The organism is Alteromonas sp. 07-89-2 (genome assembly GCF_013113925.1).
GTDB classification, from domain to species: Bacteria; Pseudomonadota; Gammaproteobacteria; order Enterobacterales; family Alteromonadaceae; genus Alteromonas; species Alteromonas macleodii.
Window position 1 is genome coordinate 51903 of sequence record NZ_VTYM01000006.1, and the last position, 21474, is coordinate 73376.

Here is a 21474-nt window from a genome sequence, read left to right on the forward strand (position 1 = left end):
GAACCACGATATGTCCCACTGCACTTCTACAAACATGTTAAGTCGATTTACTGGTTACTAATCAAACAGCACTATGACAAAAAAACCCGCTAAAGCGCAACCCTAAGCACTTTAGCGGGTAAACACACCCCAATCATTAAAACTTGTAGCGAACTCCCAGTGCATAGCGAGCGCCAAGCTCATCTAATTTCCACAACATAGCACTTGTTCTGCCGTGTCTTCGGATATTTTCATCTGTGATGTTAATCCCTTCAAATGACACCGTAAGATCTTCAGTGATGTCGTAAGAAACATTGAAGTCTATTTGTGAATAGTCTTCGGTATAGCCCGGTTCATTAATGTACTGAGAGGTTGTATCAAGGAACTTATCTCGCCAGTTGTAGGCAATACGCGCTTGCAAAGCATCTTTCTCATACATCAAGATGAGGTTTGCTGTGTCACTTAGTCCCACAAGGGCAAACTGAGTTATCGATGGATTTGCGTCATTATCAAAACCAATATCACCTTGCACTGTGGTGTAGTTAGCCAGTACCCCGAAGCCGCTATCACCAAAGAAGTGCTGCGCAGCAAGTTCGAAACCGTAAATATTCGCCGCTTTATTGTTAACAGGTTTAGAGTTAATGAAGGTAATCAACGGATCTTCGCTATTGGGCAGCACATCGAATTGCTGCTCAAACTGCTCGTCAGTCAACGAGTCATACTCGATACCGTTTTCCATCGCAGCAACCATGTTAAACAATGACGTGTCATTAATTGGAATACCACGCGCCTCTAATTCAGCGCGAGCCGCCTCTGCACGCGGTCCATTGGTAACGTCTCTCAAGCCAAAGATATTTTCTTCAACTTGTTCATTACCGATAAAGTTCTTAACACGCTTATCGTAAAAACCAACCGACACATAGCTTGTCTCATCGAAATAATATTCGAATGAAAGATCAAGGTTGTCTGACTCTAATGGTATCAGCGATGGGTTACCTGAACTCGCGGTGGCGGTAATGCTGTCAGTAAGAATTGTCGGCCCGCTTTGAGGCGATACTGTCGCAGCGGCGCTCAAGTTGTTGTACGTGGGTCGCGCTATTGTCTTACTGTAAGAGAATCGCGCAATCATGTTTTCAACAACTTCGATATCGAAATCTAATGCAGGAAGTACATGGTCGTAACTTGATTCAACTTCAACATCTTCCATGTCGCTTCCAAAGCGGACGTTGAAGTCATTATTACCTTCCCACGCAATGCCGCTAGGTAAACTTATATTTGCAATTGAAGTTACATCGGTATTTTCGTAGCGTACACCTGCCAGCAGGTTGTACTCCATGCCGTTTAACTCGCCAGATAAGTCCAATTCGAAATAAACCGCAGTTATGTCTTCTTCAATAGTACGGTTAGTTGCAAACGGGTTGTTGGCAAGAAAATCAAAACCGTATTCTTGAGCAGCAAATGCACCAATTTGCGCAACGCTACCGGTAAAGCCCTGAGAGAACATCCCCTCAGTATTGAAATCGCTAAACTCACTTGCCAAATCCAGCGGTGTTAAAGAACCAGCAGGAAGCTCACCCGGGTTCTCAATTCCCCAGTTGCCCATGGTGTGGCGGGTTAGAGATTGGAGCGATGTGCTCTCCATTGAGCGTGACTCAATACCAAAGTTAATACTTCCGGTATCCATAACGTAAGAGCCATCAAGACGAGCTTGAGTAATTTCGGTGTCTTGCGACGAGAAATTCATGTCCAATATCGATGTACCTACGTCATCTTGGTCAAGCACGCCATTACCGTTAAGATTATCACGAGCTTCATCGTCAAAATCGACGAACATAATAGGGAAGTCGCCTCTGAAATCGACACCTTGCCCTTTAACTACGTTTGCGCCTAAACCAAGATTTGTCCACGTTCCATAGGGCGCATCTGGGCGTCCTTCTGCCGTCGAATTATGAAGGTCGAAGACTAGAGTTAGCTCGTCATTTACGAAGTACTCAAGGTTTAAGCCGATCGACTTGTTTTCGTTGACTTGGTTTAGTTCTTGAAGCGCCAAACCTAGATCACGAGGTAGCAAATCTCGGCGTTCTTGAGTGATTAATACCGGCGTTTTTACCGTTTCATCATCAAAGGTTAGTTCGGTGAAGTACCTATCATCCATCCATATCGATTGCTCGGCTCGAGCTTCGTATAAGTCTTGCTTTGAATAGGTGTAATCAAGCGTGGCCGTCATTTTTTCTGAAGGAGCAAACTGGAACGTTAGCTGTGCATTCGTTCTTTCACGCTCTCGGTCTGCCATGTAATAACGTAAATCTGAGGGAATGGCGAAAAGCTGTCCCATGGCTGGTGCGTTGTTCAGCACAATTGGGTCACCACTATCTGGGTTCGCTGGATCAGGTGATTGCGGCACCGTGCCATCAAATGGATTTACGCGCCACTCGTTCACAAACGCACCTTGTGCAGCACTGTCACGCTGTTGGAATGAACCGGTAAACGTAACGCCAAAGGTATTGTCATCATTGAGGTAATTGATGAAGCCTGATACTTCAGGCGTAACATCATCACCTACACGGTTAGTCGTATCATGTAGTGCTTTTGCGCCTACACTTGCGGTAATGCCATTGTCAGATGCTTGAAAGGGACGTGCTGTTCGTATATTTACCGTAGCCCCAATACCCCCAGTTGCAATACTCGCTCTACCTGTTTTGTACACTTCAACCGCTCTAACACTTTCAGAAGCAAGGTCAGAAAAATCGAAGGCGCGAGAATTTGCTGCTCCGCCACCACCAGGTAACGCAGAACCAGGCATCGTACGTCCATTCAGCGTTACCATATTAAAGTCAGGTCCAAAACCACGCGCTGTGACTTGGCTTCCTTCACCATTATTCCGACTAATTGAAATACCAGTGATACGCTGTAGTGACTCTGCTAAGTTGGTATCAGGAAATTTACCAATATCTTCTGCTGAGATGGCATCAACAACACCAGCAGAGTCACGCTTGATACCCATCGACTCTTGAACACTACTTCGTATACCTGATACCTGAATAACTTCTATATCTTTTTCTGTTTCTTGCGCCGTCGCAGATGACATCACGCCGCTACTCAAAGCGGTCCCGAGTATCAATGACAAACTTGCTGCGATCTTGCTTTTATTTGGTGTTGTTTGTGTCACGGTCTATCTCTCTTTACTAGTGGCTTTTATGTGTGTTGTGAACCTTATGCGCCTACAGAAAGGGCTTTCCCAAAGAGAAACTAGAACACCCAGACGTAAGAAAGCGCTTTCCGAACATTAATTCAACAAAAGTTTAAGATCAACACATTTTTTACAATTAATTCACAGAGAACTACTATATCGAGAACACCAAACTCCTTCATGCAAAACTTAAAGCTTTTAAATTCAATATTTTACAACATAACCAAAGCTCTATTAGATTCCGGTGATAATCATAGAAATATTATCAGCCACTTAATTCCATTAACGTAGAAATGACATAAATGCGAGAAAGCGCTTTCTAATTGTTTTTTATTTGTGCTATAAACCGCTTTGTTATTTCAGATTCATTGTACTGCCAGCATCCGTTTAGAATTTGTGCAGTAAGAAAAAGGTTATCAACATATGAACAGCATTTCGCTTCCCGCAGGCAGCCCCTTACTCAAAAATTCGTTTCTTTATGGAACTGCCACGTCAAGTTTTCAGATAGAAGGGGATGTCGATAACCGTCTCGAATGTATTTGGGATAGATTTTGTGAACGGCCTTCAGCCATCGCTGATCACTCCAATGGCGATGTCGCCTGTGATCATATTGCTCGCTGGAGAGAAGATTTCGACATTTTGTTAGACTTAAATGTAGACGCTTACCGTTTCTCTATTTCTTGGCCGCGCGTTATCACTCAAGAAGGTGAGCTAAACCCAAAAGGCGTTGCCTTTTATAAAACGCTAGTTGATGCGTTAAATGAAAAAGGCATTAAGCCATTTGTTACCCTTTATCACTGGGATCTCCCGCAGCACTTAGAAGATAAGGGTGGGTGGCTTTACCGACAAACTGCTTTTGCATTTGAAGACTATGTTGACAAAATAACGCAGGCGTTAGGCGAGTCCGTTTTTTCCTATGCAACGTTCAATGAACCTTTTTGCAGTGCTTATTTAGGGTATGAAATAGGCGTACACGCCCCGGGCAGAACGGGTAGAAAATACGGAAGAACTGCGGCTCATCACATTTTGCTAGCACACGGCCTTGGGATGAAAGTGCTTAGAAAAAATGTCCCAAATAGCGAAGCCGGTATAGTATTGAATTTTACGCCATGCTACCCCGCCACACAAAAGACAGAAGACCTATTAGCCACCCGCAAAGCAGATGACTATATCAACCAATGGTATATGCAGCCTGTAATGGAGGGAAGCTACCCCGAAGTGTTATTTGATATAGACGAAGCGGATAGACCACCAGTTGAAGCTGGTGATATGGAGACAATCTGTCAGCCCATCGATTTCTTAGGGGTAAATTTCTACACGCGATTACAGTATTCTGCGCCCAAAGAGAAAGGCGCATTGTATTTCGAGCATCCTCATCAAGGTCCATTGACCGATATTGGTTGGGAAATCTATCCAAAAGCGCTTTATGATTTACTTACTTCATTAAACGAACGGTACACGCTCCCTCCCATTTTTATAACTGAAAATGGTGCTGCAATGGCAGACGAACTCAAAGATGGTCTTGTTAATGATGTTGATCGGGTTGATTACTACAATGCCCATTTAAACATGGTACACAACGCAGTAATTGATGGAGTTGAAGTGAGTGGTTACTTCGCATGGAGCCTTCTTGATAACTTCGAGTGGGCGGAAGGTTATGAAAAGCGATTTGGGCTAGTTTATGTGGATTTTGAAACGCAAAAGCGTACGCTTAAACTTAGCGCCAATGCTTATAAAGCGCTCATAGCAAGTCGAACATAACAACAGTGGAAATAGCAATGAACCATAAGCTGACATTAAAAGAAAAAGTGGGTTATGGCATGGGCGACGCTGCGGCCAATTTAGTTTGGCGGGGCGCACTTGCATATTTGGCGGTATTTTATACCGATACGTTCGGTATTACAGCCGCTGCAGCTGCGATGCTATTTCTTGTCGTTCGTCTTTCTGACGGTGTGACCGATATTATCATGGGAATGATTGCTGACAGAACCCAGACTAAGATGGGAAAGTTTCGCCCTTGGATATTAGGCTCCACTCCTTTTCTTGGCCTTTTCATGGTCCTTTGCTTTACCACACCTGATCTCTCGTATTCAGGCAAACTCATTTACGCTTACCTGACCTACATCGGACTAACCTTAGCGTATACGGTTAATAATGTACCGTACTCAGCGCTAATGGGCGTGATGACCAGTGATGATAGAGAGCGTACAAGTTTGTCTGGCTTTCGTTTTGCTGGGGCATTCTTTGGTGGACTGCTTGTTATGGGATGTTTGCCTATGCTGGTGGACTTGCTAGGCCAAGGGAACACCGCTGTAGGGTATCAATATACCATGTGGTTGTTTGCCACGTTGCTTGTCATATTAATGTGTGTAACAGTTTTTACCACGAAAGAGCGCGTTACGTTGCAGCAGGTTTCAAAGCCACAAGACACTAAACTAACCTCTCCAAAAACAGAGACAGATACCCAAGTAGCGCCCGCTCCTCGTTCACTAACATCTGAACTCATCGACTTGGGAAAGCAACTACCGTTAATTCTCGTTCCTCTTTCAGCGATAACCGCCTTCTTTTACTATCGAGACGTTTTAACTGGGGCAATCTTCATTACTGTTATAGCGCTTACTACTATTGCAATTAAACGGTTAACTCGCCGACCGGAAGCCGAGAACACCCGTTCTCAGCAGGATATTATCGACCTGCTTTCCAATAAACCCTGGCTAATTCTGTTAGGAATGGGTTTTCTAACCATGATGTTTAATGGCATCAAATATGGCGTTATTGCCTACTATTTCAAATATTACATGGGCAATGAGCTACTCACAGGCTACTTTTTCATTTCACTGCTGATGGTGTCGATTTTCGGCGCATTAGCAACGTCCAAGTTAGCCGCCATGTTTGGTCGCAAGAAGCTCTTTATTATCGCGCTGTTAGCAAGTAGCGTATTGACCTCTGGCATTTATTTTGTTCCTCAGAAAAGCGTGAGCGCCATATTCATTCTAGGTTGCAGTGCAGAGTTTTTTGCAGCCATATTGCCTACCTTATTTTTCTCTATGCTAGGAGACTCGGCAGACTACAGCGAATATAAGACAGGTCGAAGAGCCACCGGACTTGTCTACTCTGCAGGCTCTTTTGTTCAAAAAACAGGGGGAGGCTTCGCAGGGGCGCTCGTCTTGTTGGTATTAGGAAGCTATGGCTATAACGGTCTTGATATCAATACAATTAATCAAACGCTTCCAGGTATGAAGTCTTTAATGAGTTGGATACCGGCGCTATTTGGCTTTGCTGGCGCGGCGTTAATCTGTCTGTACCCATTAAATGACGAAAAACAAAAAGAAGTTACACAAGCTTTACTCTCTCGACGTAGCGAACAACCGCCGATATCGGCATAATACAGTCAGTTAGAGTGATTGTTTTAGAGAACGAGGTCTTATCACGTGCCCACCATTTATCAAGTTGCCGAGCGTGCAGGTGTTTCTTTATCTACGGTATCCCGCGTATTAAATGGTAAGGCTTCGGTAAACAAAGTACTGAAAGAACGCGTAGAGAAAGCGGTTAAAGAGCTAAATTACCGTCCAAACTCTGTCGCTCGTTCATTGGCAAATAACCGCACTGACAGCGTCGGGGTACTTGTACCTGAACTCAACGCCCCGTTTTTTGGCGATCTGATGCAGGCAGTAGAGTCAACGCTGCGCGCTGCAGATAAACATGTCATTATTTCGGTAGGACGAAATTGCCTAGAAACAGAGAAAGATGCGGTAGAGTTTCTTATTAGCCGTAACTGCGATGCACTCATCATGCATGCAGAAGCATTATCCGATGAGTATTTATTGGAGTTAAACCAGTCGAAACTTCCCGTTGCTTTGGTTAACAGACAGGTGGAAGGGCTACCTGAGGCATGCACTAGCCTCGATAATGAAAAGGGTGGATATCTGGCTACCCGCCACTTACTCGAGCTAGGCCATAAAGACATTGCATATATTTCTGGACCGACTGACAAGTGTGACGCGAGCTTGCGCTTGGAAGGACATAAGCGCGCCTTATCTGAAGCAGGGTTGCCCATAAAACCACAGTTGATATTTAACGGCGACTATTCTGAAGAAGACGGGAAGATTGGCTTGTTAGAACTGATGGCGCGCGATGTGCCTTTCACGGCTTTAGTGTGCGCCAACGATTGGATGGCATCGGGTGCGATAAGCTGCGCGAGAGATTTAGGCATGAGCCTTCCCCACGACTTGTCTGTGGTCGGTTTCGATGACGTGGTATTTGCTCACCATGTTTTTCCTCGTCTTACCACGGTCAGTAACCCAATTGCGGAAATGGCTGAAATGTCAGCCAAGTACATACTTAATAAAGTATATGGTCAGACTAATAACGTTCAGCTGTATTTCGAACCTTCCTTAGTTGTTCGGGAGTCTACGGTAAAACATGAAGGATGAAGCCAAGTTCGTAAGTCGTAAACCGACTTTCATCTAAACTCTTAATTAAAACTTTCAATTAAGTGCCTTTCGCTCCAATAGTGCACTTTGCTATCCACCTTAATGATGGTACACCCCATAATAGACGCGAAGGCCTGTCTTATAAGTATTTAAGCCAAGGGGCGTGGTGCTTCGATTTATAGGCGCTAAACCATTTAACAGGGAAATAAAGCACTAAACCAAGGCCAGCAGCTATTAACCATATTTGATAAATATGGTCTACACCCACGTATTTTCCTTTATTCGCCCCCCAAATAAAGAATGCAATACCGTACATCACCAGCAATACGTACAAATGCAGGATGTAGAAAAACATCGGGACCGAGCCAAAGGTATCAAGAAACGCAAACTGCGTACCCTTAACGCGCTCGAAAGCAAACAACAATAGAAACATGCCGGCCAGCGTAAAGAGCAAAAATGCTAAAGACGGGGGGTATTTGGTTAAATTAAGTAATGACATCAACGTAGCGATGGCACTTTGTTGTAGCTCCCAAGGCAAGGTCTCACCGTAAATATTTAAACCGCGAAGTAGGAAAAATAGGCTGAGCGACACAGTAAATAAACCAAGTAACCACCGACCGCGTCGCGCTTTATCAAGCTGTTGACTGTAAAGGGGCCCACATGCATAACCGAGCAGTATTACCCCTATCCAAGGAAGCACGGGATAACTCACTTTAATGTTTAGGGCGGCTGACTGAAGTATATATCCTCTATCGTGCAGCATTGTCCAAAGCGTATAGCCTGTTTCATGTGGAACATAGCTAATTGACGTTAGTGCATTATGTCCAAAGACAATTAGGAGGCCTAAAATGAGCAACAGAGTTCTTGGAAGATAACTTAATATTGCCAGAGCAATCATACTGATACCTATGGCCCACATCACCTGAAGATAAAGCGTTTGGAAACTCGCCCCCCAGCTAAACGTAATAAAGGTGACCTCCAAGAACAAAATAAACAATCCACGCTTAATTAAGAACTCTCTGACATTGCGTGTCGGCTTGGCTTTATTCGCTGAGTCCATTGGATTGGCATAGAGCCATGCAGACAGCCCCGTCAAAAACACGAATGTGGGTGCACAGTAATGGGCGGCTAACCGTGTGAAAAATAGAGAAGGTGACGTGGTATCGATATCCATAGGATCAGATACCTGCAAATGCAGAAAAAAGCGCTCTCGCACGTGATCGATAAGCATAATCAGCATGACCAAGCCACGCATCATATCGATGCTTCGAATACGGTTTCGTTGAATACTAGAAGACATTTTAGCCATTACATCAAGGAGGAAATATTTGCTATCAACACAACTTCGTTCAGAATTTAGCGGTAGTTTTAGCCACTTACAGCATCGATAGTTAAACGATTAACCCAATGCTATAACATTGCAGTAAACAGTGGCAATTATTTGCTTCGAATATACTAATGATGCGTTCAACAGCATAATAAGAAATACTAGAAGAAAAACGGAGTCACTATGAAATATCTATTGTTGGGTCTGGTCATGCTTGCTGTTGCGACGACGGCCGTTGCGAACAACGACCGCGACGCAGTGAATCAGACACTTAATGCTCTACATCACAATGCGTCTATTGCAGACTTTGAGCAGTATTTTGGTTTGTATCACGACAGCGCGATCTTTATTGGCACCGACGCATCTGAGGTATGGACCAAAGAAGCGTTTAAGGCGTATGCCAAACCTCACTTTGACAAGGGCAGAGGATGGACATACCACCCGCGAGACAGGCATATCTATTTTTCCCCTAATCACGATGTAGCTTGGTTCGATGAGCTGCTCGATAATGAAAGCCTGGGAGAAACACGAGGCACGGGTGTCTTAATAAAAGAGGGAGCGAAGTGGAAAGTAACCCAATACCATTTAACGATCCCTATCCCCAACGCGCTTGCAGATAGCGTTGCTAATCAAATTAAAACCATGCGATAAAAAAAGCCCCGACGTAACGGGGCCTTTGTTTCTCTTTAGGTCTTAACTACCTTTAGGTATTAGACTGTGTGAGTGGTTGAATTTCCATCTCTACTCGACGGTTCATCGAGCGGTTTGCTGCACTATTGTTAGGTACTTTAGGTGCGTATTCGCCCATACCTACCGTCGTGATACGCGTCGGGTTAACAGAATAGTTAATTAGTAAATTCTTAACCGCTCCTGCACGACGCTCAGATAAAGACTGGTTGTACTGCTCAGAGCCAGTGTCATCCGTATGACCTTTGATCATAAGAACGGTTTTTTCGTAGTTGTTTACGACTTTGGCAACATCTTGAAGAACCGGATTGAAGTTAGGGCTAATGCTAGAACTGTCAGTAGCAAAGGTAATGTCGCCCGGCATGATCAATCGCAGATTATCGCCTTCGCGCACAACTTGAACGCCAGTATCAGAAAGCTCATTTCGAAGATCTTCTTCCTGTTTGTCCATGTAGTTACCTATCGCACCACCTGCGATTGCACCTACCGCAGCGCCCCACGCATAACGACTTTTATCGTTATCACCTGTCGCTTTACCCAGCAATGCGCCTACTACCGCACCAATAGCGGCACCTTTTTGCGTATTATTCGGATCGGTTGCGCAACCTGCTACCGTTAGTGACGCGGCAATCAAACTTACAGCAAGAGTCTTTTTCATAACTTCCTCTTATTTCAATTAAGAGCTTAATATTGATGAGTTTCATTTATCCATTGCCACTCTCAATAAGCTCAGTGTTAGTTTTGCATTAAACAACTACATTGATAGCAATTAGCGTTCCACTGGCAAATATTCTGTATGTAAGCAATAACAAGTATCTGAGCGCCACGAGTTCGCTTCCTGCTTAACTTTTCCTAAAGATCAGCACTTAAAGGCACTACAGCACTTCATGTTTAGAGGATTGTAGGACATCAAACCTGAACGTTAGCTAAATGAACGTTGGAATAAAGAAGAAAAAATGCGTTGGTACACAGTGTAAATACTACACTGTGTTGCTAAAAAGTAACATTTTAGCCTATTGAAACTGAACGCTCAAAAAATGCGTTCACATCAATCTTATAGTCAGACGCTATGACGGCCTTGTTGATACTGATTGTTTTATCCGATGATAGGTCAACATCTTTCGGCGTTAGATAGTGGTTACTGCGAACCGAATAAAAAACCTTTACGAGTGGCGTAAGCGGGGAGTCTCTCTGTTCAAGCACCATCGCTAATTTATCATTTGATAATAGAACTAGGCTCCCTACGGGATAAACGCCCAGACACTTTATAAACTGTTGAACAAGCGACTGGTCAAGACGCGTTGGCGCATCACTCATCAAAATAGAGAATGCCTTTTGGCTAGACATACCGGCCTTATACACCCGGTCCGCGGTGAGTGCATCGTACATATCGGCAATGGCAAGCATTCGGCCCGCTTGGCTAATATCCTCACCTTTGGTCCCAGCAGGGTAGCCTAAGCCATCCAATCGCTCATGATGCTCACTAATCGCTTGAATCAGTGGCTGCGCAATTTCCGTACTTTTTAAATAGTCGACCCCGTGCTTTACATGACCTTTCATGATCTCCATTTCGCTGTCTGTAAGGCGGCCTGGCTTATGAAGAATTTCATCTGGAATTTTGATTTTGCCCAAGTCGTGTAGAAAGCCAGCATAGGAGAGGTCTTGCACCTCTTCTTCAGACATCCCTAAATACTTGCCAAAATTGGCGAGTAAAATAGCGACGTTCAGAGAATGCTCTAGTAAATAGTCGTCTTTTTCTCGAATTTTAGTTAGACAAAGCAACGCATCGGGGTTTCTATCTACCGACTCGACTAACTTATTTGAAAATGCTTTGGGAATACTCGCATCAAAAGGCGTCTCTTTTTGTACATTGGCAAGTAACAGCTTTTGAATTGCCTTTCCTTGCTCGTGAAGCTTTGCGGCTTTTACCAGCTCATTTTCGAGTGATACTTTTTTTGATTTTACCGGCTGATCAGAAGGCGAGTTTTGGTGCTTTTCCACAGTGGCCGATGAGCTAGGTCGCTCAACGTCAAACGCCTTATCTGTATCAATGGCGAGGGTTTTCACACCTCGCTTTTTAAGTGTTTCAACCACATCACCAGACGTAACGCGTCCTTGGCTCGTAACCGTCAACGCACCTTTTTGCTCTAAAATTTGATGAACAAACATGCCTGGCACTAACTGATCAATAGTAATCTTTTTTATCATCTTATATGCACTGCACTATATTAATCGCCATATATTTGCTAACTGCTCTCATATAAAAAGTGAAAGCTCAGTACTCTAACTCTACTAGTATAGTGTGTAAATCTGGCTTCCAACCAAACTTCGTCATATTCACTCGGTAGTTTTTAACGACCACACCTTCCTCTGCTAATCGCTCTCGCTGCTCATCCGCTTTATCAGAGCCAACAGGAAAAGCGATTTTACCGTCAGCGCGTAGTACGCGATGCCAGTGGCAGTCAGCATTTATCTCTCTTAAACACTTTCCCATCATTCTAGCTCTGCCGGGTAAGCCACACAGGTCGGCGAGCAAGGCGTAACTTATTACTTGTCCCTCAGGCACTAAAGAAAGCGTTTTCTCTACTCGAGATTGTACTGCTTCATTCGGCATGTTGTATATTATCCTATCTATTAAGTTACTTAGTTAATAAGTGCGATAAACGTTCAAAAGAGAATAAAGAAATTCAGTTATGCGCCTTTATTGTGAACACTGTGGATATCCTCAAAAAACCTGTATTTGCTCTCACATTAACACAGTAGATACATCGTTAGAGATTGTGATAATTCAACACGAAAAAGAAGCACTTCACGCCAAGAATACGGCGCGCTTAGTTTCATTGTGTATTCCTTCGACGCGAATCATACTTGCTAATGATGTCGTCGCTATGCAATCCCTATCCGAACACTGCTCACGTCGACATTCAGTGCTTGTTTACCCAAGTGAATGCAGTACACCGATAGAAAATGTCGATGCCGTTGCACGTTCTGAGATCACAACGCTAATTCTAATAGATGGAAGTTGGAAACAAGCATTTGGTCTAGTTAAACAGAACCCATGGTTAACAAAGTTACCAGCGTTTCACTTCATTTCTGCACCCACTTCTAACTATGCTATTCGTCATACAACATTAAGCAATGCACTTTCTACGCTAGAAGCAACAGCTTATGCACTACAGTGCTTAGATCAAATCGACGTTTCTGGGCTTTACAGAGCACAGAGAGCCTTACAAGATAAGTGGCAAGGCCCTATGTCACATAGAAGGCATTTGTAGCGTAGAACTTAGTTTAGCGCACGTTACGCGTTCATGGGAATGAAGCCCTTTTGATCTTTGACTAAACTTATCCAATTTCGAATGGCAGGATAGGCGGAAAGGTCAAACCCGCCCTCGTGGGCAACGTGGGTATAGGCAAACAATGAAATATCCGCAAGAGTTAACGTGTCACCTAGCAAAAACGGCGTAGTTTTAAGTTGATGCTCCATGACAGCTAGTGCGCGATATCCACCCGCTTGTTTAGATTCGTACTCCGCTTTCCTGTCCTCGGGTAGCCCTAAATAAACATTGATGTAACGAGCAACGGCGATATAAGGCTCGTGACTATATTGTTCGAAAAACTGCCACTGTAAAAGTTGCGAAAAACTATAGGGAGAAGAGGGGATTAAAGGAGTGTTAGATGCTAGATAGTGCATGATGGCATTGGATTCTGACAACACCCTGCCGTCGTCTAGTTCAAGCAACGGAATTTTCCCATTAGGGGTCTTTTCTAGGAAAGAAGGAGCGCGTGTTTCTCCTTTCATAATGTCCACATCAATCCATTCGCAGGTTTTACCTAACAAAGAAAGAAGCAGTTGGAGCTTGTAACAGTTTCCTGAACGCGTGTCGCCGTATATTCGCACAATGATATCTCTATGACCTAAGAAGATTTACCATAACAACGCAATGTGAATACGACAATTATTAATAGCTGTTAGAGTGCGAGAAGGGATTAAGCGAGCCTTGTCTAGATACCACATAGACCGCTGCGAAAAGATAAGGCTAAGAACAACAGACCCGAATAGACTAATGATAGCGAGGGAGTTGAATTAACCACTCAACAATGAACAACAGAACCCAAGAAATCGGTATTAACGCAATACACGCAGCCACTCTAGCCTTATCTCTTGGGGCAAAAACCCGCGCCCCCATTTTTAAGACTCGTTCTTTTTCGCTTTCTAGTTGCTCAATTGACGCAGCTGTAGAGAATTCTTCGTGCTTTGCACATCGTTTAATACCGTCTTCTATGTTTTCCTCTAGGTGCAGAACAGCAGCTTTCTGCTCTTTCTCAAGCATACTTCTAAGCTTTATTACCGGCCAAAATAGATAAACGCTCACTATCCCCGTGAAGAACGTCACTACTAGTACATCAATGGAAGGAATGTCTTTTTTCAACCAAAAGATAGGAAAGATGGCCAGTGCCCCCATCGCAAATATGCTGTTAGTTGTTCCTAATTTTAAAATCGTCATGATGGACTTAAGTCGGTCAATATTTCCACCGGCTTGGGGCAAAACTTTAGAAGTTAGGTACTTAATGTTGGAGGAGATCTGAAACAAAAATAAAATGGCCAAGAACCAAAAGGGGACGGCTGTGGCCGTTAAGAATAAAACGTGTATTTCTTGTTTTACCGTGATCAATCCTTCGAATATGCAGTACACAATCGTGATCATAATAGAAATGATGATTGCATTGAAAATATGGTGTCTAAATTCAATGGCGAGTTCTCGCCTATGCGCCGAAAACTGACTAAGCTGATTGGTTTTTACAAGCAAAGAAATAAGGGTGCTAGCCACGTTTTGATGCATTAAACGAAGCGCAAACCAAAAGTATCCTGTAATAAGCGACATACCAATAGCAGAGTTGAAGTCGCGCTGTGCACGTACATTTCCCACTTCAGGCCAATCTAACGCACCCGTAAAATAATGCACTGAAAGTAAAATCAGTGTTGTTAGCAGAGGAAAAAATCCAATAGAGGCACCTTTGTGCATGTTGGAATACGGGTTAAGCTTCATTTCTATAATTCGTTACAGGCAAAGGTGGCACTAGAATTAGCGCCTATTACGTTTTAATTTAAATCGGTTAAAACGCTCTAACGATAAGCTTTGTGTAGTGCGATAGCAATAAAAATAAACGTAAGAGAATGTGAACGACCACTTTTCGTTCGGCAATAAAAAACCCGCCATTTGGCGGGTTTTTTCAAAGCTGTGCTTTTTACTTGCGTAACTTCTGAATAAGACGAAGTTGAGCAATAGCTTCTGCAAGCTCGTGAGCTGCTTCAGCGTAGTTAAAGTCAGCGCCTGGGTTGGCGATGTGCTCTTCTGCACGTCGTTTGGCTTCTTCTGCTGCCTGCTCGTCAAGATCTTCAGCTCGAACCGCGGTATCAGCCAGTACGGTAACATTGCCAGGTTGTACTTCTAGTACACCACCAGCAACATAGATTACTTCTTCTTCACCGTGCTGTTTAACCAAACGCACCATACCAGGTTTAATAGCAGAGATAAGTGGCGCGTGCCTTGGGTGAATACCCAGCTCACCTTCGCTACCTGTCACCTGAATCGCTTCAACGCGACCTGAGAAAATCGCTTTCTCCGCGCTTACTACGTCCAAATGTACTGTCATTGCCATGTGAACCTCCTGATTAGGTACGTTAGCATGATGCTAGGCTAGCAACTGCTAGCCCTGTCATTATGCTTTCTTGGCTTTCTCTAGCGCTTCTTCGATAGAACCAACCATGTAGAAGGCCTGCTCTGGAAGGTGATCGTACTCACCGTCTAGAATGCCTTTGAAGCCACTGATTGTGTCTTTTAGCGATACATATTTACCAGGTGCACCAGTAAATACTTCTGCTACGAAGAACGGCTGAGATAGGAAACGCTGAATCTTACGAGCACGTGATACCACTTGCTTGTCTTCTTCAGATAGTTCGTCCATACCTAGGATCGCGATGATGTCTTTCAGCTCTTTATAGCGCTGAAGAACAGTCTGTACGCCACGTGCTACGTCATAGTGCTCTTGACCAATTACTAGAGGGTCTAGCTGACGAGACGTTGAATCTAGTGGGTCTACCGCAGGGTAGATACCAAGAGACGCGATATCACGAGAAAGTACTACCGTTGCATCCAAGTGAGCAAAGGTTGTCGCTGGAGATGGGTCAGTCAAGTCATCCGCAGGTACGTATACCGCTTGGATTGAAGTGATTGAACCTGTCTTCGTTGACGTAATACGTTCCTGAAGTACACCCATCTCTTCTGCTAGAGTAGGCTGGTAACCTACCGCGGATGGCATACGACCTAGAAGTGCTGATACTTCAGTACCTGCTAGGGTATAACGATAGATGTTATCTACGAAGAATAGAACGTCACGGCCTTCGTCACGGAACTTCTCAGCCATAGTTAGACCGGTTAGTGCAACACGTAGACGGTTACCCGGTGGCTCGTTCATCTGACCGTATACAAGCGATACCTTATCAAGTACGTTTGATTCGTTCATTTCGTGATAGAAGTCGTTACCCTCACGCGTACGCTCACCAACACCAGCGAATACTGAGAAACCGCTGTGCTCGATTGCGATGTTACGGATAAGTTCCATCATGTTTACGGTTTTACCTACACCCGCACCACCGAATAGACCAACTTTACCACCCTTAGCGAATGGACAAACCAAGTCGATTACTTTGATACCAGTTTCTAGTAGTTCTACCGAGCTAGACTGATCTTCGTAGCTAGGTGCTTCACGGTGAATAGACATACGCTCTTCTTCACCAATTGGGCCTGCTTCGTCGATTGGGTTACCCAATACGTCCATGATACGACCAAGTGTCTTCGTACCAACTGGAACCATGATTGGGTTACCGGTATTTTCTACTGCAAGACCACGTTTTAGTCCGTCAGTAGTACCTAGTGCGATGCCACGAACAACACCACCACCTAATTGCTGTTGCACTTCCAGGGTTAGACCTGACAAGTCACCTTCGGTAACTCGTAGTGCGTCATAAACTCTTGGTACCGCATCTTGTGGAAATTCAATATCCACAACGGCGCCAATGATTTGGACGACCTTACCTTGACTCATAATTTGTCCTCGTTATCTCTTTTAAACCTTTGCCTACACCGCTGCGGCACCGCTCACAATCTCACTGATTTCTTGTGTGATTGCAGCCTGACGCGCTTTGTTATATACCAGTTGTAACTCATCAATGAGGTTACCGGCGTTGTCGGTTGCTGCCTTCATGGCAACCATTCGCGCAGCTTGTTCTGACGCCGCGTTTTCTACAACACCCTGATACACCTGAGACTCAATGTAACGAACCATTAGTGCTTCCAAAATTTCTTTTGGATCTGGCTCGTAGATGTAGTCCCAACGATGTTGATATTCTTCGTCTTCTGACTTTGGCAAAGGCAATAACTGATTGATCACAGGTTTCTGTGTCATGGTGTTAACGAAGTCATTGAATACCAAGAATACTCGGTCAATTTTTCCTTCGTCGTACGCTTTAAGCATAACGCGTACAACACCCACTACATCGCTCACAGACGGTTTGTCACCTAAACCAGATTCAGCAGCAAGCAACTTGCCACCAAAGCGGTTGAAGAAACTGCACGCCTTAGAACCTAATGCAGCGAAATCCACTTCTACACCCTGTTCACGCCATTTTTTGACGTCTTGAGTGACGAGCTTAAATTCATTGGTGTTCAAGCCACCACATAAGCCTCGGTCAGTGGAAATCACAATGTAACCGACGCGCTTGACTTCACGCTCTTCCAAATAAGGATGGCGATATTCAAGGTTACCGTTTGCAATGTGACCAATCACTTTAAGCATATTTTGTGCATATGGACGGCCAGAAGCCATGCGTTCCTGCGCCTTTTTCATTTTAGACGCAGCAACCATTTCCATCGCACTGGTAATCTTCTGAGTATTTTTGATACTCCCAATCTTACCTTTTATTTCTTTACCGCTGGCCATGACTATCTCTCCGATTACTCAACGAATTGCGCTGGTGGTTAAACACCAGCACCATTGATTACCAAGTTTGTGTCGCTTTAAAGTTTGTTAAAGCGTCGTTCAACTTAGAGGCAATCTCGTCGTTGTAGTTACCTGATTCGTTGATAGTCTTCATAAGGTCAGCGTGTTCGCTGTTCATGTAAGAGTGAAGAGCGGCTTCAAAATCTAGGATTTTGTTAAGCTCGATACCCTTAAGGAAACCTTTTTCTACCGCGAACAGAGATACACCCATATCAGCAATTGAAAGTGGTGCGTACTGCTTCTGCTTCATTAGCTCAGTTACGCGCTCACCGTGCTCAAGTTGCTCACGAGTTGCGTCATCAAGGTCAGAAGCAAACTGCGAGAACGCCGCAAGTTCACGATACTGAGCTAGGGCTAGACGGATACCGCCACCCAACTTCTTGATGATTTTAGTCTGTGCAGCACCACCAACACGAGATACCGAGATACCAGCGTTAACCGCTGGACGGATACCTGCGTTAAACAAGTCAGTTTCTAGGAAGATCTGACCGTCGGTAATTGAGATTACGTTAGTTGGTACGAATGCAGATACGTCACCAGCTTGCGTTTCGATAATTGGAAGCGCAGTTAGTGAACCTGTCTTACCTTTCACTTCGCCGTTTGTGTAACGCTCAACGTATTGTTCGTTTACACGTGCAGCACGTTCTAGTAGACGTGAGTGAAGGTAGAATACGTCACCTGGGTAAGCTTCACGGCCTGGTGGACGCTTAAGTAGTAATGAGATTTGACGGTAAGCAACAGCTTGCTTAGACAAATCATCATATACGATTAGCGCGTCTTCACCGCGGTCACGGAAGAATTCACCCATAGTACAACCAGAGTAAGGCGCTAGGTATTGAAGCGCAGCAGACTCAGATGCAGATGCTGCAACCACGATAGTGTGGTCAAGTGCACCGTGCTCTTCTAGTTTACGTACTACGTTAGCGATAGTAGATGCTTTCTGACCAACCGCTACGTACACACATTTAATGCCTGTACCTTTTTGGTTGATGATAGCGTCAACAGCCATTGCTGTTTTACCACACTGACGGTCACCGATGATAAGCTCACGCTGACCACGACCTACTGGGATCATGGCATCAACTGACTTATAACCAGTTTGTACTGGCTGGTCTACCGATTGACGCTCGATTACGCCAGGTGCAATTTTTTCAACTGGTTCGAAACCAGCTGCATCGATTGCGCCTTTACCATCGATAGGCTCACCTAGTGTGTTTACAACACGACCTAGTAGTGCGTTACCTACTGGTACTTCAAGAATACGACCAGTAGATTGTACTTTATCGCCTTCTTTAAGGTCCGCATAAGGACCCATAACAACTGCACCTACAGAGTCTCGCTCAAGGTTTAGTGCAATTGCGTAACGGCTTCCAGGAAGCTCGATCATTTCACCTTGCATTACATCGGCAAGGCCATGAATGCGGATAATACCGTCTGTTACTGCGACGATAGTACCTTCATTACGTGCTTCACTGCTTACATTGAACTGTTCAATTCTTTTCTTGATCAGTTCAGCAATTTCAGTGGAATTAAGTTGCATGCTCTTATCCCCGTTATGCTTGCAACGCGTCTGCTAGACGGTTCAATTTCGACTTTACGGAACCATCAATAACTGTATCGCCGGCATTAATAACCATTCCAGCGATCAGGGCAGGGTCCACGTTACAATTAAGCTTCACTTTACGTGCCAAACGTTTTTCCAAAGATGCAACCAACTCATTTTGTTGTGCATCGGTCAGCGTAGTTGCTGAGGTTACGTCCACTTCTATTTCTTTGTCGTAATCTGCTTTAAATGCATCAAACAAAGTAGAAATTTCAGGCAACGCGGCTAAACGTTTATTTTCAGCCAAAACCTTTACTAGGTTTTGGCCGTGTTCGTCGAGTTGCTCACCACAAACATTGTTAAAAATGTCGGCAAGCGTGTCAGCGGCAACCGCACCAGACAAAAGCTGGTGCATGTCATCGTTCGCTGCTACAGCGCCTGCAAAGGCTAGCATTTCTTGCCATTTTGCAACGGCGTCTTTCTCGACAGCAAAATCGAAAGCAGCTTTAGCATAAGGACGAGCAACGGTTGTCAATTCAGACATGGCTCATCTCCCTATTAAAGCTCAGCGACAAGTTTTTCAACAATGTCGTTTTGCGCGTTTGCATCGATTTCACGTTGTAAGATTTGCTGTGCGCCAGCTACTGCAAGTGCAGAAACCTGCTTACGCAAATCTTCTTTGGCACGATTGCGTTCAGCTTCAATTTCGGCATAACCAGAAGCGATAATCTTCTCGCGTTCCGCATGGCCTTTTTGCGTTTCTTCGTCAACCAATTGGTTGGCGCGCTTTTTGGCCTGCTCGATAATTTCAGCTGCTTGCGCTTTCGCATCTTTAAGCTGCTCTGTTGCTTTCGCTTGAGCTAGCTCTAGGTCTTTCTCTGCACGTTCAGAAGCTTCAAGCCCATCGGCAATTTTCTTCTGACGTTCTTCAATCGCTGCCATTAGTGGAGGCCATACATATTTCATGCAGAACACCACGAACACAGCGAAAGCGATTAATTGACCAATAAAAGTGGCGTTAATATTCACTATCGCCTCTCCTCATAAAAGTTCGCTAGAGTATGAATTAAAGTAGGTACTGAGGTGGAGCGAACAATAGGAATAGTGCGATACCAACACCGATCATCGCGATGGCGTCGATAAGACCCGCTACGATGAACATTTTAACTTGTAGTTGTGGTGCAAGTTCTGGTTGACGAGCAGCAGACTCTAGGAATTTACCACCTAGAAGACCGAAGCCGATAGCGGTACCAAGAGCACCCATACCAATTAGGATAGCAACTGCGATTGCAAGCATGTTTAAATCTCCGATTTAAAGTTTAGTTAAGGTTAATGTTTAAAATAAAACTCGGTTAAAAACGGTACCGGCAAACCTATTCCCGGTACCCGTTAATTCTTAGTGGTCTTCTGCCGCTAGGCTTAAGTACACGATGGTTAGCATCATGAAAATAAACGCCTGAAGCGGAAGTACCAGAATATGGAACACAGCCCACATGAAGTGCAGTGGAAGCTGGAAATAACCAATTGTAGCAATCAAAATGAAGATTAGCTCACTGGCATACAAGTTACCGAACAAACGCAGCGCTAGTGAAAGCGGACGCGCAAGCAAAGTAACGGTTTCAAGAATAAAGTTCACCGGAATGAAAAGCGGGTGACCAAAAGGCTGCATAGTAAGCTCTTTAGTAAAGCCACCAATGCCTTTCATCTTGATTGAATAGTAAAGAATTAGGATGAATACACCCGCCGCTAGTGCAAACGTAAGGTTAAGGTCAGTAGTTGGAACTGCCTTCATGTATACGTCGTGTGGATCCATACCAAACGCTGAAGAACCAATTAGGCCTGCGATAGTAGGCAGCACGTCAACAGGGATAAGGTCCATAAGGTTCATTAGCAATACCCATACAAAGATAGTCAGTGCTAATGGCGCAATAAGTGCGCTCTTACCGTGGAAAGTGCTCTTCACGTTATCATCGACAAACTCAACGATTAGCTCAACGAATGCCTGCATTTTGCCAGGTACGCCGGTTGTCGCTTTTGAAGCAACGCTTCTAAAGATGATTAGGAAAAGAAGACCAAGACCGATAGACCATGCCAGTGTATCAACATGCCATGCCCAAAAACCAGCGTCAGAACACGCTTTATTAAAAGCTATTCCGTTGTCAGTTGAGCACATGGTGGCATTGGTCAAGTGGTGCTTGATGTATTCTGAGGTAGTGTATTCAGATGCCATTGTTTAACCCAAGTTGTAAAGTGT

20 protein-coding genes are annotated in these 21474 nt (G+C 44.3%); 5 read left to right on the top strand and 15 right to left on the bottom strand.

From position 1 onward, the window contains the following. Positions 1-136 precede the first annotated feature (136 nt). Complete coding sequence (locus tag F0261_RS06115; protein WP_014977831.1) at positions 137-3067, bottom strand: TonB-dependent receptor; 2931 nt, start codon at positions 3065-3067, stop codon at positions 137-139. Between the two features lie 525 nt (positions 3068-3592). Here F0261_RS06115 and F0261_RS06120 point away from each other — a divergent pair. From F0261_RS06120 to F0261_RS06130, 3 genes are read left to right on the top strand one after another with little or no spacing between them, the layout of a single operon-like run. Further along, the gene (locus tag F0261_RS06120) at positions 3593-4930 is read left to right on the top strand and encodes a GH1 family beta-glucosidase (protein WP_171337470.1); all 1338 of its coding nucleotides are present in this window, start codon (positions 3593-3595) and stop codon (positions 4928-4930) included. Between the two features lie 17 nt (positions 4931-4947). Continuing rightward, positions 4948-6555: an MFS transporter gene (locus F0261_RS06125; RefSeq protein ID WP_171337471.1), complete on the top strand. Its 1608-nt coding sequence runs from the start codon at positions 4948-4950 to the stop codon at positions 6553-6555. A 45-nt stretch (positions 6556-6600) separates the two neighbouring features. Next, on the top strand, positions 6601-7602 hold the full coding sequence (locus tag F0261_RS06130; protein WP_171337472.1) for a LacI family DNA-binding transcriptional regulator: 1002 nt from the start codon (positions 6601-6603) through the stop codon (positions 7600-7602). 139 nt (positions 7603-7741) lie between these two features. Here the strand turns inward: F0261_RS06130 and F0261_RS06135 are convergent, their stop codons facing one another. After that, the gene (locus tag F0261_RS06135; RefSeq protein WP_171337473.1) at positions 7742-8911 is read right to left on the bottom strand and encodes a DUF1624 domain-containing protein; all 1170 of its coding nucleotides are present in this window, start codon (positions 8909-8911) and stop codon (positions 7742-7744) included. Between the two features lie 201 nt (positions 8912-9112). Here F0261_RS06135 and F0261_RS06140 point away from each other — a divergent pair, with 201 nt between their 5' ends. Beyond that, complete coding sequence (locus F0261_RS06140) at positions 9113-9580, top strand: nuclear transport factor 2 family protein (RefSeq protein WP_014951441.1); 468 nt, start codon at positions 9113-9115, stop codon at positions 9578-9580. A 52-nt stretch (positions 9581-9632) separates the two neighbouring features. Here the strand turns inward: F0261_RS06140 and F0261_RS06145 are convergent, their stop codons facing one another. The 3 genes from F0261_RS06145 to F0261_RS06155 form a co-directional block, all read right to left on the bottom strand. Further along, the gene (locus tag F0261_RS06145) at positions 9633-10274 is read right to left on the bottom strand and encodes an OmpA family protein (protein WP_171337474.1); all 642 of its coding nucleotides are present in this window, start codon (positions 10272-10274) and stop codon (positions 9633-9635) included. A gap of 350 nt (positions 10275-10624) precedes the next feature. After that, entirely contained in the window at positions 10625-11824 is a 1200-nt protein-coding gene (locus tag F0261_RS06150; protein WP_171337475.1) for an HD-GYP domain-containing protein, read from the bottom strand. Between the two features lie 67 nt (positions 11825-11891). Then, positions 11892-12230 carry an MGMT family protein gene (locus F0261_RS06155; RefSeq protein ID WP_171337476.1) on the bottom strand — a complete coding sequence of 113 codons (339 nt, stop codon included), beginning with the start codon at positions 12228-12230 and terminating at the stop codon, positions 11892-11894. Between the two features lie 79 nt (positions 12231-12309). On the opposite strand from F0261_RS06155, the gene F0261_RS06160 reads away from it, so the two are divergent. Next, the gene (locus F0261_RS06160) at positions 12310-12891 is read left to right on the top strand and encodes a tRNA-uridine aminocarboxypropyltransferase (RefSeq protein ID WP_171337477.1); all 582 of its coding nucleotides are present in this window, start codon (positions 12310-12312) and stop codon (positions 12889-12891) included. A 23-nt stretch (positions 12892-12914) separates the two neighbouring features. Here the strand turns inward: F0261_RS06160 and F0261_RS06165 are convergent, their stop codons facing one another. The 10 genes from F0261_RS06165 to atpB all read right to left on the bottom strand — a co-directional run bounded on the left by F0261_RS06165 (position 12915) and on the right by atpB (position 21450). Further along, positions 12915-13514 carry a glutathione S-transferase family protein gene (locus tag F0261_RS06165; protein ID WP_039228873.1) on the bottom strand — a complete coding sequence of 200 codons (600 nt, stop codon included), beginning with the start codon at positions 13512-13514 and terminating at the stop codon, positions 12915-12917. 163 nt (positions 13515-13677) lie between these two features. Continuing rightward, entirely contained in the window at positions 13678-14664 is a 987-nt protein-coding gene (locus F0261_RS06170) for a hypothetical protein (protein WP_171337478.1), read from the bottom strand. Positions 14665-14863: 199 nt separating this feature from the next. Beyond that, on the bottom strand, positions 14864-15277 hold the full coding sequence (locus F0261_RS06175) for a F0F1 ATP synthase subunit epsilon (protein ID WP_171337479.1): 414 nt from the start codon (positions 15275-15277) through the stop codon (positions 14864-14866). A 60-nt stretch (positions 15278-15337) separates the two neighbouring features. Continuing rightward, positions 15338-16723, bottom strand: coding sequence for a F0F1 ATP synthase subunit beta (gene atpD / locus F0261_RS06180; RefSeq protein WP_014951449.1), 1386 nt, complete (start codon positions 16721-16723; stop codon positions 15338-15340). Positions 16724-16756: 33 nt separating this feature from the next. Beyond that, complete coding sequence (gene atpG / locus F0261_RS06185) at positions 16757-17617, bottom strand: F0F1 ATP synthase subunit gamma (protein ID WP_171337480.1); 861 nt, start codon at positions 17615-17617, stop codon at positions 16757-16759. A 58-nt stretch (positions 17618-17675) separates the two neighbouring features. Beyond that, on the bottom strand, positions 17676-19217 hold the full coding sequence (gene atpA, locus F0261_RS06190) for a F0F1 ATP synthase subunit alpha (RefSeq protein ID WP_014951450.1): 1542 nt from the start codon (positions 19215-19217) through the stop codon (positions 17676-17678). A gap of 13 nt (positions 19218-19230) precedes the next feature. Beyond that, a complete protein-coding gene (gene atpH, locus F0261_RS06195) occupies positions 19231-19764 on the bottom strand; it encodes a F0F1 ATP synthase subunit delta (protein ID WP_015000145.1) in 534 nt (177 codons plus the stop codon). Between the two features lie 14 nt (positions 19765-19778). Next, positions 19779-20249, bottom strand: a complete 471-nt coding sequence (atpF, locus tag F0261_RS06200; protein WP_075177147.1) for a F0F1 ATP synthase subunit B — start codon at positions 20247-20249, stop codon at positions 19779-19781. Positions 20250-20286: 37 nt separating this feature from the next. Beyond that, the gene (gene atpE / locus F0261_RS06205) at positions 20287-20517 is read right to left on the bottom strand and encodes a F0F1 ATP synthase subunit C (RefSeq protein ID WP_075177146.1); all 231 of its coding nucleotides are present in this window, start codon (positions 20515-20517) and stop codon (positions 20287-20289) included. Positions 20518-20616: 99 nt separating this feature from the next. Then, positions 20617-21450, bottom strand: coding sequence for a F0F1 ATP synthase subunit A (atpB, locus tag F0261_RS06210; protein ID WP_075177145.1), 834 nt, complete (start codon positions 21448-21450; stop codon positions 20617-20619). Positions 21451-21474 lie beyond the last annotated feature (24 nt).

Excerpts from the sequence above, each read along its gene's own strand:
- F0261_RS06135 (WP_171337473.1), bottom strand. The coding sequence starts at position 8,911 with ATGGCTAAAATGTCTTCTAGTATTCAACGAAACCGTATTCGAAGCATC.
- atpE (WP_075177146.1), bottom strand. The coding sequence starts at position 20,517 with ATGCTTGCAATCGCAGTTGCTATCCTAATTGGTATGGGTGCTCTTGGT.
- F0261_RS06140 (WP_014951441.1), top strand. The coding sequence starts at position 9,113 with ATGAAATATCTATTGTTGGGTCTGGTCATGCTTGCTGTTGCGACGACG.
- atpD (WP_014951449.1), bottom strand. The coding sequence starts at position 16,723 with ATGAGTCAAGGTAAGGTCGTCCAAATCATTGGCGCCGTTGTGGATATT.
- F0261_RS06150 (WP_171337475.1), bottom strand. The coding sequence starts at position 11,824 with ATGATAAAAAAGATTACTATTGATCAGTTAGTGCCAGGCATGTTTGTT.
- atpG (WP_171337480.1), bottom strand. The coding sequence starts at position 17,617 with ATGGCCAGCGGTAAAGAAATAAAAGGTAAGATTGGGAGTATCAAAAAT.
- F0261_RS06155 (WP_171337476.1), bottom strand. The coding sequence starts at position 12,230 with ATGCCGAATGAAGCAGTACAATCTCGAGTAGAGAAAACGCTTTCTTTA.
- F0261_RS06145 (WP_171337474.1), bottom strand. The coding sequence starts at position 10,274 with ATGAAAAAGACTCTTGCTGTAAGTTTGATTGCCGCGTCACTAACGGTA.
- F0261_RS06170 (WP_171337478.1), bottom strand. The coding sequence starts at position 14,664 with ATGAAGCTTAACCCGTATTCCAACATGCACAAAGGTGCCTCTATTGGA.
- F0261_RS06125 (WP_171337471.1), top strand. The coding sequence starts at position 4,948 with ATGAACCATAAGCTGACATTAAAAGAAAAAGTGGGTTATGGCATGGGC.
- atpH (WP_015000145.1), bottom strand. The coding sequence starts at position 19,764 with ATGTCTGAATTGACAACCGTTGCTCGTCCTTATGCTAAAGCTGCTTTC.
- atpB (WP_075177145.1), bottom strand. The coding sequence starts at position 21,450 with ATGGCATCTGAATACACTACCTCAGAATACATCAAGCACCACTTGACC.
- F0261_RS06160 (WP_171337477.1), top strand. The coding sequence starts at position 12,310 with ATGCGCCTTTATTGTGAACACTGTGGATATCCTCAAAAAACCTGTATT.
- F0261_RS06115 (WP_014977831.1), bottom strand. The coding sequence starts at position 3,067 with ATGTCATCTGCGACGGCGCAAGAAACAGAAAAAGATATAGAAGTTATT.
- F0261_RS06175 (WP_171337479.1), bottom strand. The coding sequence starts at position 15,277 with ATGGCAATGACAGTACATTTGGACGTAGTAAGCGCGGAGAAAGCGATT.
- atpA (WP_014951450.1), bottom strand. The coding sequence starts at position 19,217 with ATGCAACTTAATTCCACTGAAATTGCTGAACTGATCAAGAAAAGAATT.
- F0261_RS06120 (WP_171337470.1), top strand. The coding sequence starts at position 3,593 with ATGAACAGCATTTCGCTTCCCGCAGGCAGCCCCTTACTCAAAAATTCG.